This window comes from Streptomyces sp. GMY02 (assembly GCF_019056675.1).
In the GTDB taxonomy this organism is placed as follows: Bacteria; Actinomycetota; Actinomycetes; order Streptomycetales; family Streptomycetaceae; genus Streptomyces; species Streptomyces odonnellii.
Map to the genome: position 1 here is coordinate 2,168,436 of NZ_CP077658.1, position 15,155 is coordinate 2,183,590.

At 70.8% G+C, this 15,155-nt stretch carries 13 protein-coding genes and 1 riboswitch; of the genes, 7 read left to right on the plus strand and 6 right to left on the minus strand.

The genetic code is table 11. The features are described from left to right. Positions 1–1,518: a gamma-aminobutyraldehyde dehydrogenase gene (locus KQY30_RS08945; RefSeq protein WP_217306383.1), complete on the minus strand. Its 1,518-nt coding sequence runs from the start codon at positions 1,516–1,518 to the stop codon at positions 1–3. A 219-nt stretch (positions 1,519–1,737) separates the two neighbouring features. Between KQY30_RS08945 and KQY30_RS08950 the strand changes: the two genes are divergently transcribed. Continuing rightward, a complete protein-coding gene (locus KQY30_RS08950) occupies positions 1,738–2,325 on the plus strand; it encodes an NADAR family protein (RefSeq protein WP_217306384.1) in 588 nt (195 codons plus the stop codon). 86 nt (positions 2,326–2,411) lie between these two features. On the opposite strand, the gene KQY30_RS08955 is transcribed toward KQY30_RS08950, so the two are convergent. Further along, entirely contained in the window at positions 2,412–3,164 is a 753-nt protein-coding gene (locus tag KQY30_RS08955; protein ID WP_217306385.1) for a DUF4190 domain-containing protein, read from the minus strand. Between the two features lie 241 nt (positions 3,165–3,405). Here KQY30_RS08955 and KQY30_RS08960 point away from each other — a divergent pair, with 241 nt between their 5' ends. Beyond that, positions 3,406–4,431 (plus strand): adenosine deaminase, encoded by a 1,026-nt coding sequence (locus tag KQY30_RS08960; protein WP_217306386.1) that lies wholly within the window; start codon positions 3,406–3,408, stop codon positions 4,429–4,431. Next, positions 4,416–5,189 (plus strand): glycerophosphodiester phosphodiesterase, encoded by a 774-nt coding sequence (locus KQY30_RS08965; RefSeq protein WP_254407026.1) that lies wholly within the window; start codon positions 4,416–4,418, stop codon positions 5,187–5,189. The genes KQY30_RS08960 and KQY30_RS08965 overlap by 16 nt, the downstream gene beginning before the upstream one ends. A gap of 76 nt (positions 5,190–5,265) precedes the next feature. On the opposite strand, the gene KQY30_RS08970 is transcribed toward KQY30_RS08965, so the two are convergent. After that, entirely contained in the window at positions 5,266–6,705 is a 1,440-nt protein-coding gene (locus KQY30_RS08970) for a gamma-aminobutyraldehyde dehydrogenase (protein WP_217310914.1), read from the minus strand. Positions 6,706–6,889: 184 nt separating this feature from the next. On the opposite strand from KQY30_RS08970, the gene KQY30_RS08975 reads away from it, so the two are divergent. The 4 genes from KQY30_RS08975 to KQY30_RS08990 all read left to right on the plus strand — a co-directional run bounded on the left by KQY30_RS08975 (position 6,890) and on the right by KQY30_RS08990 (position 10,876). Then, positions 6,890–7,405 (plus strand): Lrp/AsnC family transcriptional regulator, encoded by a 516-nt coding sequence (locus tag KQY30_RS08975; RefSeq protein ID WP_046499681.1) that lies wholly within the window; start codon positions 6,890–6,892, stop codon positions 7,403–7,405. Then, positions 7,390–8,769: an aspartate aminotransferase family protein gene (locus KQY30_RS08980; RefSeq protein WP_217306387.1), complete on the plus strand. Its 1,380-nt coding sequence runs from the start codon at positions 7,390–7,392 to the stop codon at positions 8,767–8,769. The genes KQY30_RS08975 and KQY30_RS08980 overlap by 16 nt, the downstream gene beginning before the upstream one ends. A gap of 245 nt (positions 8,770–9,014) precedes the next feature. Continuing rightward, a complete protein-coding gene (locus KQY30_RS08985; protein ID WP_217306388.1) occupies positions 9,015–9,743 on the plus strand; it encodes an ABC transporter ATP-binding protein in 729 nt (242 codons plus the stop codon). Then, the gene (locus tag KQY30_RS08990) at positions 9,725–10,876 is read left to right on the plus strand and encodes a hypothetical protein (RefSeq protein WP_217306389.1); all 1,152 of its coding nucleotides are present in this window, start codon (positions 9,725–9,727) and stop codon (positions 10,874–10,876) included. Before KQY30_RS08985 ends, KQY30_RS08990 begins: the two co-directional genes overlap by 19 nt. A gap of 89 nt (positions 10,877–10,965) precedes the next feature. On the opposite strand, the gene KQY30_RS08995 is transcribed toward KQY30_RS08990, so the two are convergent. From KQY30_RS08995 to KQY30_RS09005, 3 genes are all read right to left on the minus strand, one after another. Continuing rightward, positions 10,966–12,015: an ABC transporter ATP-binding protein gene (locus tag KQY30_RS08995; RefSeq protein ID WP_217306390.1), complete on the minus strand. Its 1,050-nt coding sequence runs from the start codon at positions 12,013–12,015 to the stop codon at positions 10,966–10,968. Beyond that, positions 12,015–13,628, minus strand: a complete 1,614-nt coding sequence (locus tag KQY30_RS09000) for an iron ABC transporter permease (protein WP_217306391.1) — start codon at positions 13,626–13,628, stop codon at positions 12,015–12,017. The genes KQY30_RS08995 and KQY30_RS09000 overlap by 1 nt, the downstream gene beginning before the upstream one ends. Before the next feature lie 130 nt (positions 13,629–13,758). After that, positions 13,759–14,895, minus strand: a complete 1,137-nt coding sequence (locus KQY30_RS09005; RefSeq protein ID WP_217306392.1) for a thiamine ABC transporter substrate binding subunit — start codon at positions 14,893–14,895, stop codon at positions 13,759–13,761. 83 nt (positions 14,896–14,978) lie between these two features. Then, positions 14,979–15,104, minus strand: a riboswitch (TPP riboswitch). Between the last annotated feature and the right edge of the window lie 51 nt (positions 15,105–15,155).

Sequence of the window (15,155 nt, forward strand, 5' to 3'; positions counted from 1 at the left end):
CTAACAGCGGTCACCGAAGATCGTGCGGTGCCAGTCCTTCCTGGCGACCGCCGTGTTGTCGTACATCACATGCTTGACCTGGGTGTACTCCTCGAAGGAGTACAGGGACATGTCCTTGCCGAACCCGCTGGCCCGGTACCCGCCGTGGGGCATCTCGCTGATGATCGGAATGTGGTCGTTGATCCAGACACAGCCGGCCCTGATCTCGCGGGTCGCGCGTCCCGTGCGGTAGACGTCGCGGCTCCAGGCGGAGGCGGCGAGGCCGTACGGAGTGTCGTTGGCGAGATCGATGCCCTCGTCGTCGGAGTCGAAGGGGAGGACGGCCAGGACGGGTCCGAAAATCTCGGACTGGACGATCTCGCTGTCCTGGGCGGCGTCCGCGACGAGCGTGGGACGGTAGTACGCGCCGACCTTGAGGTCTCCCCCGGGCGCCGCGCCGCCGGTCACCACCCGGGCATGGGCGCGGGCCCGGTCGACGAACCCGGCGACCCGGTCGCGGTGGGTGTGCGAGATCAACGGGCCGAGGTCGGTGGCCGGATCGAGGGGATCACCGAGACGTACGGTCTCCATCAGCTCGGCGACCCCGGCGACGAACGCCTCGTACAGCGGCCGCTGGACATAGGCGCGGGTGGCGGCCGTGCAGTCCTGGCCACCGTTGATGAGCGCTCCGGCGACCGCGCCGTGCACGGCCGCCTCCAGGTCCGCGTCGTCGAAGACCAAGAAGGGGGCCTTGCCGCCGAGTTCGAGGTGGAGCCGCTTGACGGTGGCGGTGGCGATCTCGGCGACCTGGCGTCCCACGGCGGTGGAGCCGGTGAAGGAGGTCATCGCCACATCGGGGTGGCCGACGAGACGCTCGCCCGCGTCGGGGCCCGCGCCGCTGACGACATTGATCACCCCGTCGGGGATTCCGGCCTCCTGGGCGGCCAGGGCGAACATCAGCGAGGTGAGCGGGGTGATCTCGGCGGGCTTCAGCACGATGGTGTTGCCCGCGGCGACGGCAGGCAGGATCTTCCACGCGGCCATCTGGAGCGGATAGTTCCAGGGCGCGATCGAGCCGACGACCCCGATCGGCTCGCGGCGCACATAGGAGGTGTGGTCGCCGCTGTACTCACCGGCGGAGACCCCGTCGAGATGGCGGGCCGCGCCGGCGAAGAAGGCCGTGTTGTCGACGGTGCCCGGTACGTCGAACTCGCTGGCCAGCCTGATCGGCTTGCCGCACTGGAGCGATTCGGCGTACGCGAAGTCCTCGGCCTGCTGGGAGAGAACGGCGGCGAACCGGTGGAGGGCGTCGGAGCGCGCGGCAGGGGTGGCGCCCGCCCAGCCGGGGAAGGCCGTGCGCGCCGCGGCGACGGCGGCGTCGACATCGGCGGTACCGGCGAGTTCGTACGAATGGATCTCCTCGCCGGTCGCCGGGTTCACGACGGCGTGGGCGCGGCCGGACGTGCCGGGCCGCAGCCGGCCGGCGATGAACTGCGCACCGTCCGCGAAGCGGTCCCGCACCTGGAAGCGATGGGTCATGACGCTCTCCATTGGCCCCGTTGTTGTCCGGGGGTCGTTGGGGGTTGTCGTTCTTGTCGTTCCGGCTTCAATTGAGTGCCGATCCTGACAGAGCCGAGCTTCCTCAACAAGGGATTCCGTTGTTGCCTTTTGGTTACGCGACGGAATCGGTCGCCCCAGGAACACGGAGGCATCCCGGGGCCGTACGGACTGTCAGTGGCGGCTGCGAGACTCGCGCACATGGAACAACACCGGGGGAGCCCGGTCCGTACGGCGGCCGAGCTGGCCGAGCGCACGGAACGCGGCGAGACGATCAAGTATCTGCACTTCTGGGGGCATGCCCCGCGACAGGACGGCACGCTCGGCGCAAGCTGTCTGAGCCAGTGGTGGCCCTCGCCCTTCACCGTCGAGGGCGTCGAGTACGCGACGGCGGAGCACTGGATGATGGCCGCCAAGGCCCGGCTCTTCGGGGACGAGGAGGGCGAGCGCGCGGCCGTCGGCGCGGCGAATCCGGCGCTCGCCAAGAAGGCGGGGCGGCTGGTGCGCGGTTTCGACGAGACGGTGTGGGAGCGCGAGCGCTACGGCATCGTGGTGGCGGGCAGCGTCCACAAGTTCGGGCAGGACCCCGGGCTGCGCGCGTTCCTGCTGGCCACGGGCGAGCGCATACTCGTCGAGGCAAGCCCGATGGACCGGATCTGGGGCATCGGACTGGCCTCGGACGACGAGCGGGCGCACGACCCCGCGCGCTGGCGCGGGCTCAATCTGCTGGGCTTCGCGCTGATGGAGGCGCGTGAGCGGCTCCGGTACGAGGAGCCCGCGCGGGTCTGATACGAGGAGCGCCCACGGGCCCGAGCGGGCGCCCGGCACAAGCGGATCGGAACAGCCGGGCCGGGACCGCCGGGACCGCCGGAGGCTCAGCGGCGGTCGTCGGTGACCAGCGAGGTGGCGAACGGATCCGTGCCGGTGGTGCTGTCGAGGTTCTCGCCGTTCGCGATCGCCCAGATCAGAAAGCCCAGGAACGCGGCGCTGATCACGGCGCCGATCGCGCCGAGGACGATGCCCGCGAGCGCCATCCCGCCGTTCGTCGCCTGGCCCCGCTGGACCTTGCGGCGACCGATGACCCCGAAGACGAGCGCGAGGACACCGAGGATGATGCCGATGCCCCAGATGCAGAAGACGACCACGGAGATGATGCCGAGCACCATCGCGGTGATACCCATGCCGTTCGACGGTCCGGGCTGCCAGCCCGTGGAGCCGTAACCCGTGGAGCCGTAACCCGTGGAGCCGTGGCCCGGGTAACCGGCCGCCGGATATCCGGGGGCCGAATAGTCGGCGGCGGGATAGCCGTAGCCCGGCGTCGCTCCGTAGGGCGACGCGGACTGCTGGGTGCCCGGCGCGGGCTGGGGCGGGGTGCCCGGGTAGCCGTAGGGCCCCGGGGCGGGCTGGGCCGGTCCGCCGGGCGCGACCGGCGGCGGCGGTACGGCGCCGGGCTCGGGCCCGGAGCCGGGTATCCCGGCGACGGTCGGCTGGTCGTGCACCGATCCGGTCGCCGGCGGCTGCGGTTCCGGCCACGCCACGGGGTCGTTCTGCGACGCCTTGTGCTCCGGCGGAGCCCAGGGATCACTCGGCTCGTAGCCGCCCGACGGCTGCTCACTCTTGTCTGACATGGGCCTCCCCCATCGTGATTCCGTCATGCTACGGCCTCCGCTGGACGCGGAACCGGCCCGGCCTACGATGATCCCTGACCCGAGCGGTGCCGGGTCGTGTCTGCCACATGACATCGTCCGCCCGCGGGGCGTGGCGAGCCAGACGGTATGCGGCAGACATGGCCCGGACAGGCAGGGGGCGGACGACCCGGCCCCGCGGACGCCGTACCACGGGCACCAGCCCCACTATCCGGAGGACCCGATGACCGATCTGCGCCCCTTCATCGCGGGGCTGCCCAAGGCCGAGCTGCATGTCCACCATGTCGGCTCGGCCTCGCCACGCATCGTGGCCGAACTGGCCGCGCGGCACCCGGACTCCAAGGTCCCGGCCGATCCGGAGGCGCTCGCCGAGTACTTCACCTTCACCGACTTCGCACACTTCATCGACGTCTATCTCTCCGTCGTCGATCTGCTGCGCACGCCCGAGGACGTCCGGCTGCTGACCTTCGAGGTCGCCCGTGACATGGCCCGGCAGAACATCCGCTATGCCGAGCTGACGATCACGCCGTACAGCTCGACCAGCCGCAACATCCCCGAGCAGGCCTTCATGGAGGCCATCGAGGACGCCAGGAAGGCCGCCGAGGCAGAGCTGGGCGTCATATTGCGCTGGTGCTTCGACATCCCCGGCGAGGCCGGGCTCGAAGCGGCCGAGGAGACCACCCGCCTCGCCGTCGAGCTGCGCCCCGAGGGCCTGATCGCCTTCGGTCTCGGCGGCCCCGAGATCGGTGTGCCCCGGCCCCAGTTCAAGCCGTATTTCGACCGCGCCATCGCCGCCGGGCTGCACTCGGTGCCGCACGCCGGTGAGACGACCGGTCCCGAGACCGTCTGGGACGCGCTGCGCGAGCTGGGCGCCGAGCGCATCGGCCATGGCACCAGCGCCGTCCGGGACCCGGAGCTGCTCGCGCATCTCGCCCAGCACCGCATCCCGCTGGAGGTGTGCCCGACCTCCAACATCGCCACCCGCGCGGTCGCCGATCTCGACGAGCACCCGATCAGGGCGATGGTCTCGGCCGGTGTGCTGGTCACGGTCAACAGCGACGATCCGCCGATGTTCGGCACCGACCTCAACCAGGAGTACGCGGTCGCGGCCCGGCTGCTCGGCCTGGACGAGCGGGGGCTCGCCGATCTCGCGAAGAACGGTGTCGAGGCGTCCTTCCTGGACGCGGGGAGCAAGGTGCGGCTCGCCACGGAGATCGACACGTACACCGCCAAATGGCTCGCCCGGTAGCGGCGGCGATGATGTCCGGTGACCGCGCGGGACCCGCGCGTACGGTGACCGCCGTGGGCCACCGCGGCGATCCCTACCGGTTCCGTGAGAACACCCTCGCGTCGGTGCGCTCCGCGCTGGAGCGGGGGGCGGACGCGGTCGAGATCGATGTCCGGCTCACCCGCGACGGTGTGCCCGTACTGCTGCACGACTCCTCGCTGAGGCGGCTCTGGGAGCACGACCGGCGGCTCGCCGAGCTGACCCACCAGGAGTTGGACGGTCTGACCGGCGGCGCGGTGCCGACGCTGCGGGACGCGCTCGCGGCGACGGACGGCGCCCGCCTCCTGATAGATCTGCCGGGCGCCACGGAGAGGTCGGTACGGACGGTCGTCGCCGAGGTGCGCGAGGGCGGGGCCGGGGACCGGGTGTACTACTGCGCGGGCCCGCGCACGATGCTCGCCGTCCGCGCCGCCGACCCGGGCGCCGAGATCGCGCTGACCTGGACGACGCTCGCGCCGCCCCGCCCCACGCTGCTCGCGGCGGTGCGGCCGCGCTGGCTCAACTACCACTTCGGACTGGTCAGCCGGGCACTCGCCGACCGCAACCACCGCGACGGACTGCTCGTCTCGGCCTGGACCGCCGACACCCGGCGCACCATGCGCAGGCTGATCGCCCGGGGCGTCGACGCGATCACCACCAACCGCATCGATGTGCTGGCCGCCCTGGTCGCCGCCCCGGGCCACCGGGATCCCGTACGGACCGCGCGAGAAGAGCCCTGACGCCCAACGGCTCGCGGGGCGGGCAGTGGACCTGAGGTCCACCGCCCGCCCCGCGAGCCGGATTTGAAGACAGCGCTCAGGCGTCGAGCGAGGTCATCACATGCTTGACGCGCGTGTAGTCCTCGAAGCCGTACGCCGACAGGTCCTTGCCGTAGCCGGACTTCTTGAACCCGCCGTGCGGCATCTCCGCCACCAGCGGAATGTGGGCGTTGATCCACACACACCCGAAGTCCAGCGCCTTCGACATCCGCATCGCCCGCGCGTGGTCCTTCGTCCACACCGAGGAGGCGAGCGCGTACTCGACGCCGTTCGCGTACTCCAGCGCCTGCGCCTCGTCCGTGAAGGACTGGACGGTGATGACCGGGCCGAAGACCTCGTTCTGGATGATCTCGTCGTCCTGCTTGAGACCGGAGACGACGGTCGGCGCGTAGAAGTAGCCCTTGTCGCCGACCTGGTGGCCGCCCGCCTGGACCTTGGCGTGCGCGGGCAGCCGCTCGATGAAGCCGACGACCTGCTTGAGCTGGTTGGCGTTGTTGAGCGGCCCGTACAGCACGTCCTCGTCGTCCGCGGCACCGGTCTTGGTTTCGGACGCGGCCTTCGCGAGCGCCGCCACGAACTCGTCGTGGATCGACTCGTGGACGAGGACACGGGTGGCGGCCGTACAGTCCTGGCCCGCGTTGAAGTAGCCCGCCACCGCGATGTCCTCGACGGACTTGGCGATGTCGGTGTCCTCGAACACCACGACCGGCGCCTTGCCGCCCAGCTCCAGATGGACCCGCTTGATGTCCTTGGCAGCGGACTCGGCGACCTGCGCCCCGGCCCGTACGGAACCGGTGATGGAGACCATCGCCGGAATCGGGTGCTCGACCATCGTCCGGCCGCTGTCGCGGTCGCCGCACAGCACGTTGAAGACGCCCTTGGGCACGATCGCCCCGATGATCTCCGCGAGCAGCACGGTCGAGGCGGGCGTGGTGTCCGACGGCTTCAGTACGACGGTGTTGCCCGCGGCGAGCGCCGGCGCGAACTTCCACACGGCCATCATCATCGGGTAGTTCCACGGCGCGACCTGCGCGCAGACACCGACCGGCTCACGGCGGACCATCGACGTGAAGCCCTCCATGTACTCGCCGGCCGAGCGGCCTTCGAGCAGCCGGGCGGCGCCCGCGAAGAAGCGGATCTGGTCCACCATCGGCGGAATCTCTTCCGTACGGGTCAGCTCCAGCGGCTTGCCGGTGTTCTCCGACTCGGCCGCGATCAGCTCCTCAGCCCGCTCCTCGACCGCGTCCGCGATCTTGAGCAGCACCCGCTGGCGCTCGGCCGGGGTGGTGTCGCGCCAGCCGGGGAAGGCGGCCGCTGCGGCCTCCATGGCGGCGTCGACATCGGCCTGCCCCGAGAGCGGGGACGTGGCGTACGCCTCGCCCGTCGCCGGGTTGACCACCTCGATGGTCCGTCCGTCGGCGGCGTCCCGGAACTCCCCGTTGATGTAGTTACGCAGCCGGCGCAGCTCGGTGGTCACTGCCACCCCTCCTTCTGGTCGGATGTCCGATGGGTGAGACAGTTCCACCCTAATCCTTCGGCCGACGCTTTCGACAGGCCGACGCCCCGGGAACTTCGGATTCGGTGATATTGCAGCCCTTCAACAACGAATATCATCGATAGAGGGTTGCGGGACGGACGAGTCGCAGTGCACAGTGAAGCGCGTGGCCAGTCGTAGCGCAGACTCCAGAACAGACCCGGGCCCCGGTTCCCGGGGCGGAAACGGCTCGTCGTCCTCGATCGACGCCGTCTCCCTCGCCATCATCGAACAGCTCCAGGAGGACGGGCGGCGCCCGTACGCCGCGATCGGCAAGGCCGTCGGCCTCTCCGAGGCGGCCGTGCGCCAGCGCGTCCAGAAGCTGCTCGACCAGGGCGTGATGCAGATCGTCGCCGTCACCGACCCGCTCACCGTGGGATTCCGGCGGCAGGCCATGGTCGGCATCAATGTCGAGGGCGACACGGAGTCGGTCGCGGACGCCCTGGCGGCCATGGACGAGTGCGAGTACGTGGTGATGACCGCGGGCTCGTTCGATCTGATGGTGGAGATCGTCTGCGAGGACGACGACCATCTGCTGGATGTCATCAACAAGAGGATCCGCGCGCTCCCCGGCGTGCGCTCCACCGAGAGTTTCGTCTATCTGAAGCTGAAGAAGCAGACCTATATGTGGGGAACCCGATAGCCGTGAGCAAGGACCTCTCCAAAACCGCGTACGACCACCTGTGGATGCACTTCACCCGCATGTCGTCCTACGAGAACGCGCCCGTGCCCACCATCGTGCGTGGCGAGGGCACCTACATCTACGACGACAAGGGCAAGCGCTACCTCGACGGCCTCTCCGGGCTGTTCGTGGTGAACGCCGGGCACGGCCGCCACGAGCTGGCCGAGACCGCCTACAAGCAGGGGCAGGAGCTGGCGTACTTCCCGGTGTGGTCCTACGCCCACCCCAAGGCCGTCGAGCTGGCCGAGCGGCTGGCCCACTACGCTCCCGGCGACCTCAACAAGGTCTTCTTCACCACGGGCGGCGGCGAGGCCGTCGAGACCGCCTGGAAGCTCGCGAAGCAGTACTTCAAGCTGACCGGCAAGCCCACCAAGCACAAGGTCATCTCACGCGCCGTCGCCTACCACGGCACCCCCCAGGGAGCCCTGTCCATCACCGGACTCCCCGCGCTGAAGGCACCGTTCGAGCCGCTGGTCCCGGGCGCGCACAAGGTTCCGAACACCAATATCTACCGGGCGACGATCCACGGCGACGACCCCGAGGCCTTCGGCCGCTGGGCCGCCGACCAGATCGAGCAGCAGATCCTCTTCGAGGGCCCCGAGACGGTCGCGGCGGTCTTCCTGGAGCCGGTGCAGAACGCGGGCGGCTGCTTCCCGCCGCCGCCCGGCTACTTCCAGCGGGTCCGCGAGATCTGCGACCAGTACGACGTGCTGCTCGTCTCCGACGAGGTGATCTGCGCGTTCGGCCGCCTCGGCACGATGTTCGCGTGCGACAAGTTCGGTTACGTACCGGACATGATCACCTGCGCCAAGGGCATGACCTCGGGCTACTCCCCGATCGGCGCCTGCATCGTCTCCGACCGGCTCGCCGAGCCGTTCTACCGGGGCGACAACACCTTCCTGCACGGCTACACCTTCGGCGGCCACCCGGTCTCCGCGGCCGTCGGCCTCGCCAACCTCGACATCTTCGAGCGCGAGGGCCTGAACCAGCATGTCCTCGACAACGAGGGCACGTTCTTCGACACCCTCAAGAAGCTGCTCGACCTGCCGATCGTCGGCGATGTCCGCGGCAACGGCTTCTTCTACGGCATCGAGCTGGTGAAGGACAAGACGACCAAGGAGACCTTCACGGACGAGGAGACCGAGCGCGTGCTGTACGGGTTCCTCTCCAAGGAGCTGTACGAAAAGGGGCTCTACTGCCGCGCCGACGACCGCGGCGACCCGGTCGTCCAGCTCGCGCCGCCGCTCGTGTCCGACCAGGCGGTCTTCGACGAGATCGAGGGAATCCTGCGGTCGGTGCTGACGGAGGCATGGACCAAGCTCTGACGCCCGGTCAGACGCCCGGTGTGATGCCCGGTCCTGCGTGACCGGGCGCCCGCGACCAGTGCTGAATCGTCACACCACCCGCATGACGGCCCGGGTGCGGCCTTTCGAGTGAGAAGGGCGGCACCCGGGCCGTGTGCTGTCCGATCCCCCGGTTCCGAATACCTAGCGTGCCCTGTGACCGATCGTCGCCGCCTTCGTTCACCCGGACGGCGGAGGTAAGTCCGATCAGAACCGAGGTGTACGCCATGGTGGCCCCGCCGGACAACGACGTGCTCTGGGCGCGTTCCCTGACCTACTCCCACAACGGATCGCCCGCGCTCGACGGTGTTTCGCTCGGCGTGCGCGAGGGCGAGATCCTTGCCGTGTGCGGCCCGCGCGGCAGCGGCAAAACGACTCTTCTGCGCTGTCTGTCGGGTCAGTTGGTCCCGCAGGAGGGCGAGGTCTGGTTCAACGACTCACCGGTCCACACCATGAGCGCGGTGCTGCGCGAGCGGCTGCGCAGGGACCGGTTCAGTTGGATCGACCCCGAGCCCGCCCTCGTACAAGAGCTGACCGCCTGGGAGAACGCGGCGCTGCCGCTGCTGCTGCGCGGCGCCTCGCACCGGGTCGCCAAGGTCACCGCGATGGAGTGGCTGGACCGGCTCGACATCGGGCAGTGCGCGCGCAAGCGTCCGTACGCCCTGCTTCAGGCCCAGCGGCAGCGCATCGCGGTGGCGCGCGCCCTGGTCACCACGCCCTCGGTGCTCTTCGCCGACGAGCCGACCGCGCCGCTGCACCGTACCGACCGGGCGCAGGTGATCCGTACGCTGACCACCGCCGCCCGCTCGCACAGCATCACCGTCGTCCTCGCCACCCTGGACGAGGAGGTCGCGGCGCTCGCCGACCGTACGGTCTCCCTGCTGGACGGCCGCCGGATCAGCTCGCTGGGACCGACCGAAGCGGAAGGCCAGGCCGCGTGCTCGCTCTCCGTCTAGGCCGTGGCGCCCATCCCCTGGTCCTGGTGCGCCGGCTGCTGGTCGTGGCGGCGTCCGCCGGGGTCGGTTTTCTGCTGCTGTGCACGCTCGGCTGGGCCATGGGCCATCCGGCCGGCTCCGCGGCCCGCCTGCTCTGGTGTCTGATCCCGCTGGCGGCGACGGTCCAGTTCGCGGTGGCGGTGGCCCGTACGGAACCGGGTACCCGGCCGCGGACCGGACTGTCCGCGGTGGGCCTCGGCCCGGCGCGGCTGACCACCCTGGCGGCCACCTCGACCGCGGTCTCCTGCGCGTTCGGCAGCGCGCTGGCGCTGCTGCTCTTCCTCCATCTCCGCAGCGATCCGACCCGGTCGCCCCTCGGCGGCCAGGGCGCCGAGCTGCTCGCCAGGGGTCAGTCGCTGCCGCTGGCCGCGATGCTGACGCTGCTGGCGCTGGTGCCGACCTTCGCGACGGCCGCGACCGGGATGGCGATGCGGCATCACACCCGCAGGGCCGCCCGGCCGGCCGAGAACGTGCCGCCCCCCGTGCACACCCCGTCCGGGCTGCCCTGGGGGGTGGCCCTCACCGCGGCGGGCCTGGCGGTCGAGACGTACGCGAGCAGGAGCGGGGGCGGGTCCGCGCCGCCGCTGCCCGGTCAGTTCGACGGCAGCTCTGCCGGTGTGCTGGCGGGCTGGTCGCTGACCGCCATCGGTCTCGCCCTGGCCGGTCCCGGTATCACCCATCTCTGCGGGCGGCTGGTGCAGACCCTGCGGCCCGGCGCGATCCGGCTGCTGGCGGGGCGCACCCTGATGACCGAGGCCCGTAACATCGGCCGCCCGCTGGGCGTTCTGTGCGCGGTGATCTCGGGTGTGTTCGCCGCGACCTCCCTGTCCGGGTCCGGTGCCGTACGCCCCTTCGGGCCCCTGACGGGCCTCGGCGCGGCCCTGGTGATCGGCTGTACGGCGGCGACGCTGCTGACGGCCACGGTGGAGTCCCGGCAGGCCCGCGCCGCCACCACCACGACGCTGCACCATCTCGGCGCCCCGGCCACGCTGCTGCGTACGGCGGCGGCGGTACGGGCGACCGCGATCCTGACGATCTTCGCCCCGCTGACCTGGATGGTGGCGGCCCTGGCCGCGATTCCCCTGACAGCCTGAGCCACTTGAGGCGAAGGCCCCCGGACCCGCTGCGGTCCGGGGGCCTTCGTCTGCCGTCGCCCCGGGCACTGCCCACGGGCCGCCCGGCCTCAGAGACCGTTCTCCCTGCCCTCCAGGACCACCACATCCTCCGCGGCGAAGGCCACCCCGACCGCCGCGCCCACCCTCGGCGCGTCCCGGAGCCCGCACTCCGCTTCCAGTACCGGTCCGCCCGAGGGTCCGTCGGGGCGCAGCAGCACCGCGACCCGGCTGCCGCGGAACGTACGGGCCTCCACCGTGCAGCGCAGCGCGCCCGCCGGGTCGGCCAGCCGCACCCCGGCGGGCCGTACCAGCACCGACCGCTCCCCCTGGGCCGATCCGTCCGGTACCGGGATCCGTCCCCAGACCGTGTCGGCCGCGCCGCCGCTCACCGTCGCGTCCACGACATTGTCGAAACCGAGGAAGCGCGCCACGAACGCCGAGGCGGGCCGCTGCCAGACCTCCACCGGAGAGCCCGTCTGGGCGACGCGTCCGTCCCGCATCACCACGACCCGGTCGGCGAGCGCGAACGCCTCGCCCTGGTCATGGGTGACGGCGAGCACGGTCGTACCCAACCGTCCGAAGAGACCGCGCAGTTCGACCACCAGCCGCTCGCGCAGGCTCCGGTCGAGCTGCCCGAGCGGCTCGTCCAGCATCAGCAGCCGGGGCCGGGGGGCCAGTGCCCGCGCCAGCGCGACGCGCTGCTGCTCACCGCCGGACAGCGCGGCGACGGCCCGCCGCCCCGCGCCCGGCAGCCCGACGAGTTCGAGCAGTTCCTCGACCCGGCCCGCCTGTTCGCCGCGCGGTATCCCGCGCATCCGCAGTCCGAAGGCGACATTGCCGGCCACATCGCGCTGCGGGAAGAGCTGGTGGTCCTGGAACATCAGCCCGACCCCGCGCCGGTGCACCGGCACCCCCGTCTGGTCGGCGCCGTCCAGCAGCACCCGCCCGCCGTCCGGCGCGGTCAGCCCGGCCACCACCCGCAGCAGTGTCGACTTGCCGCTCCCGCTCGGCCCCAGCACACAGACCGTCTCGTGCTCGGCGACCTCCAGGTCCACGGCGTCGAGGGCGGTACGGGCGCCGAACCGTACGGTGACGTCCGAGAGGGTCAGCAGGGCCATCAGAACTCCCCGGAGCGGTCGGTGCGGATACGTTCCAGCGCCAGCAGCGACACCGCGCACACCAGCATCAGTACGGTGGACAGGGCCATGGCCTGCCCGTAGTTGAGTTCGCCGGGCCGTCCCAGCAGCCGGGCCACGGCCACCGGCAGCGTCGGCCGGTCGGGTCGCGCGATGAAGACCGTCGCCCCGAACTCGCCCAGTGAGACGGCGAACGCGAAACCGGCCGCGACCAGCAACGCCCGCCGTACGAGCGGCAGATCCACCTCACGCCAGACGCGCAGCGGGGACGCGCCGAGGACCGCCGCAGCCTCGCGCAGCCGTCCGTCCACCGCCCGCAGCACCGGCAGCATGGTCCGTACGACAAAGGGCACGCCCACCAGCGCCTGCGCGAGCGGCACCAGGATCCAGGAGGTCCGCAGGTCCAGCGGCGGCTTGTCGAGCGTGATCAGGAAACCGAAGCCGACGGTGACGGCCGAGACCCCGAGCGGCAGCATCAGCAGCGCGTCGAGGCCCCGGACGAGCCGGCCCGCGCGCCGGGTCAGCGCGGCGGCCGCGAGACCGCCCACCACCAGCGCGACGCCCGTCGCGGCGAGCGCGTACCGCAGCGAGTTCCAGACGGCTTCCAGCGGCGGTACGAGAAACGTTCCGCCGCTCGCGTCGAGCGAGCCGAGCGCCCGGTAGAAGCCGAGGCCGTACCCTCCCGGCGCGTCGAGGGAGCGCTCGACGAGCACACCGAGCGGCAGCAGGATCAGCACGAGAACGGTGGTGAGGACTCCGCCGAGCAGCGCCCACTGCCCGGTCCCGCGCGGCCTGCGCGCCGTCTGCGCGGAATCGACGAGTCTCAGCGCGCCTTCCCGCCGCCGTACGGTCCTGGCGTGCACCGCCAGTACTGCCGCGACCGCCGCGAACTGGACGAGGGTGAGCACGGCGGCGGTGGGCAGGTCGAGCAACTGCGCGGTCTGCCGGTAGATCTCCACCTCCAGCGTGGAGTAGGCCGGGCCGCCCAGGATCTGTACGACGCCGAAGGAGGTGAAGGTGAAGAGGAAGACCATCAGGGCGGCGGCCGCCACGGCGGGGGCGAGGGCCGGCAGCGTCACCCGCCACCAGGCGGCGAACCGTCCCGCGCCCAGCACCCGCGCGGCCTCCTCCTGGCGCGGGTCGAGCTGCGACCACAGGCCGCCCACGGTCCGTACGACCACCGCGTAGTTGAAGAAGACATGCGCGAGCAGGATCGCCCAGACGGTGGTGTCGAGCCGTATGCCCCACAGCTCGTCGAGCAGTCCGCCGCGCCCGAGCAGCGCCAGGAAGGCCGTACCGACGACGACGGTCGGCAGGACGAAGGGGATGGTGACCACCGCGCGCAGCACGTGCCGGCCAGGGAAGTCGAAGCGCGCGAAGACATACGCGCCGGGCAGGGCGATCAGCAGGGTGAGCACGGTGGAGGCCACTGCCTGCCAGGTGGTGAACCAGAGGACACCGAGGATGTCGGGACGGCTCAGCACCTCGCCGACACGGCCGAACTGCCAGGTGCCGTCGGCCTTGAGACCGCGGCCGACGATCGCGGTCACGGGATAGGCGAAGAAGACCGCGAAGAACACGACGGGCACGGCCATGAGGGCGAGCCGGACGGCGTGCGCGCGCCCGGCCCGCCTTCTCTTCGGGGCGGGGGAGTTCCCTTAGGGCTGGGGCGAGTTCCTTTCGGGGTGGGGCGAGCCGGCCGGGCCCGGCTCGCCCCTTCGCCGGCTACTTCACCACGAGTGAGGTCCACGACTGGATCCACTGCTCACGGTTGGCGGCGATCTTGTCGGATGCCACGGTCCCGGGCTCGGGGACCGTCGCGCCGAACTTCGTGAACAGCTCGGGCAGCTTCACGCTCTTGACGACCGGGTTGACGAACATGTTCAGCGGCATGTCCGCCTGGAAGGTGTCGCTGATCAGGAAGTCCACCAGGGCCTTGCCGCCCGCCTCGTTCTTCGCGCCCGTGAGCAGCCCGGCGAACTCGGTCTGCCGGAAACAGGTGCCGGTGGCGACTCCGGTGGGCGCCTGCTGCGGCTGCGGCTCGGCGTACAGGACCTCTACGGGCGGGCTGGAGGCGTACGAGACGACGAGCGGGCGGTCGGCCTTGGCCTTCTTACCGCCGGCCGAGCCCGAGAAGTTCTCGTTGTAGGCCTGTTCCCAACTGTCGACGACCTGGACGCCGTTGGCCTTGAGCTTCTTCCAGTAGTCCTGCCAGCCGTTGTCGCCGTACCGCGCGGCCGTGCCGAGGAGGAATCCGAGGCCGGGCGAGGAGGTCGCGGCGTTCTCGGTCACGAGCAGGTCCTTGTACTGCGGCTCGACCAGATCGTCGAACGACTGCGGCGGCGCAAGCTTCTTGTCCGCGAAGTACTTCTTGTCGTAGTTGACGCAGATGTCGCCGGTATCGATGGGTGTGACCCGGTTCTGGTCGCGGTCGAGCTGTGCGGCCGTGTCGACGCGGTCGAGGCCCTTGGCCTTGTACGGCGTGAACAGGCCGTTGTCGAGGGCGCGGGAGAGCAGGGTGTTGTCGACGCCGAAGAAGACATCGCCCTGGGGCGAACCCTTGGTGAGGATCTCCTTGTTGAGGGCCTCGCCCGCGTCGCCGCTCTTCAGGACCTTGACCGTGTAGCCGGTCCGCCGGGTGAACTCCTTGAGCACGGCGGGCGAGGCGTTGAACGAGTCATGGCTGACGAGGGTGACGGTCTTTGACTCCGTACCGCCGCTGCCGCCGGACGGCGCGGAGCCGTCGGATCCGCCGCAGGCGGCGAGGACCGAGACCCCGAGCGCGGTGGCAAGCGCGGCGACGGCCGTCCTTCTGCGGGCGGCCGTACTTCTGTTACCGGCTGTGCTGGTGGTGGTGCTCACTGATTTTCCTCCTGGGAAGTCCAGGAGAAGACGCGGCCCTGCCCGGAGTCAGGACCGGCCGGACTCCGGGCAGGGCGCAACAGCTTGAGTGGTGACCGAACTTCCTACCCAGAATGACCTGGGCGAGGTTCAGAGGGTCTGCGGCCGCTGCCCGCTCTCACGGACATGTGCCACACTCTCAGCGCTGTGGCGCTCCCCTGTCGGAACATATGCAATGCGTTCAGACCAACATTACCCCGCGGCCGTCCAGGTCCCGTCCG

Bases quoted from the DNA above. Each gene is read 5' to 3' on its own strand.
- KQY30_RS08945 (WP_217306383.1), bottom strand. From the start codon at position 1,518: ATGACCCATCGCTTCCAGGTGCGGGACCGCTTCGCGGACGGTGCGCAG.
- KQY30_RS08950 (WP_217306384.1), top strand. From the start codon at position 1,738: ATGGAACAACACCGGGGGAGCCCGGTCCGTACGGCGGCCGAGCTGGCC.
- KQY30_RS08955 (WP_217306385.1), bottom strand. From the start codon at position 3,164: ATGTCAGACAAGAGTGAGCAGCCGTCGGGCGGCTACGAGCCGAGTGAT.
- KQY30_RS08960 (WP_217306386.1), top strand. From the start codon at position 3,406: ATGACCGATCTGCGCCCCTTCATCGCGGGGCTGCCCAAGGCCGAGCTG.
- KQY30_RS08965 (WP_254407026.1), top strand. From the start codon at position 4,416: ATGGCTCGCCCGGTAGCGGCGGCGATGATGTCCGGTGACCGCGCGGGA.
- KQY30_RS08985 (WP_217306388.1), top strand. From the start codon at position 9,015: ATGGTGGCCCCGCCGGACAACGACGTGCTCTGGGCGCGTTCCCTGACC.
- KQY30_RS08995 (WP_217306390.1), bottom strand. From the start codon at position 12,015: ATGGCCCTGCTGACCCTCTCGGACGTCACCGTACGGTTCGGCGCCCGT.
- KQY30_RS09000 (WP_217306391.1), bottom strand. From the start codon at position 13,628: ATGGCCGTGCCCGTCGTGTTCTTCGCGGTCTTCTTCGCCTATCCCGTG.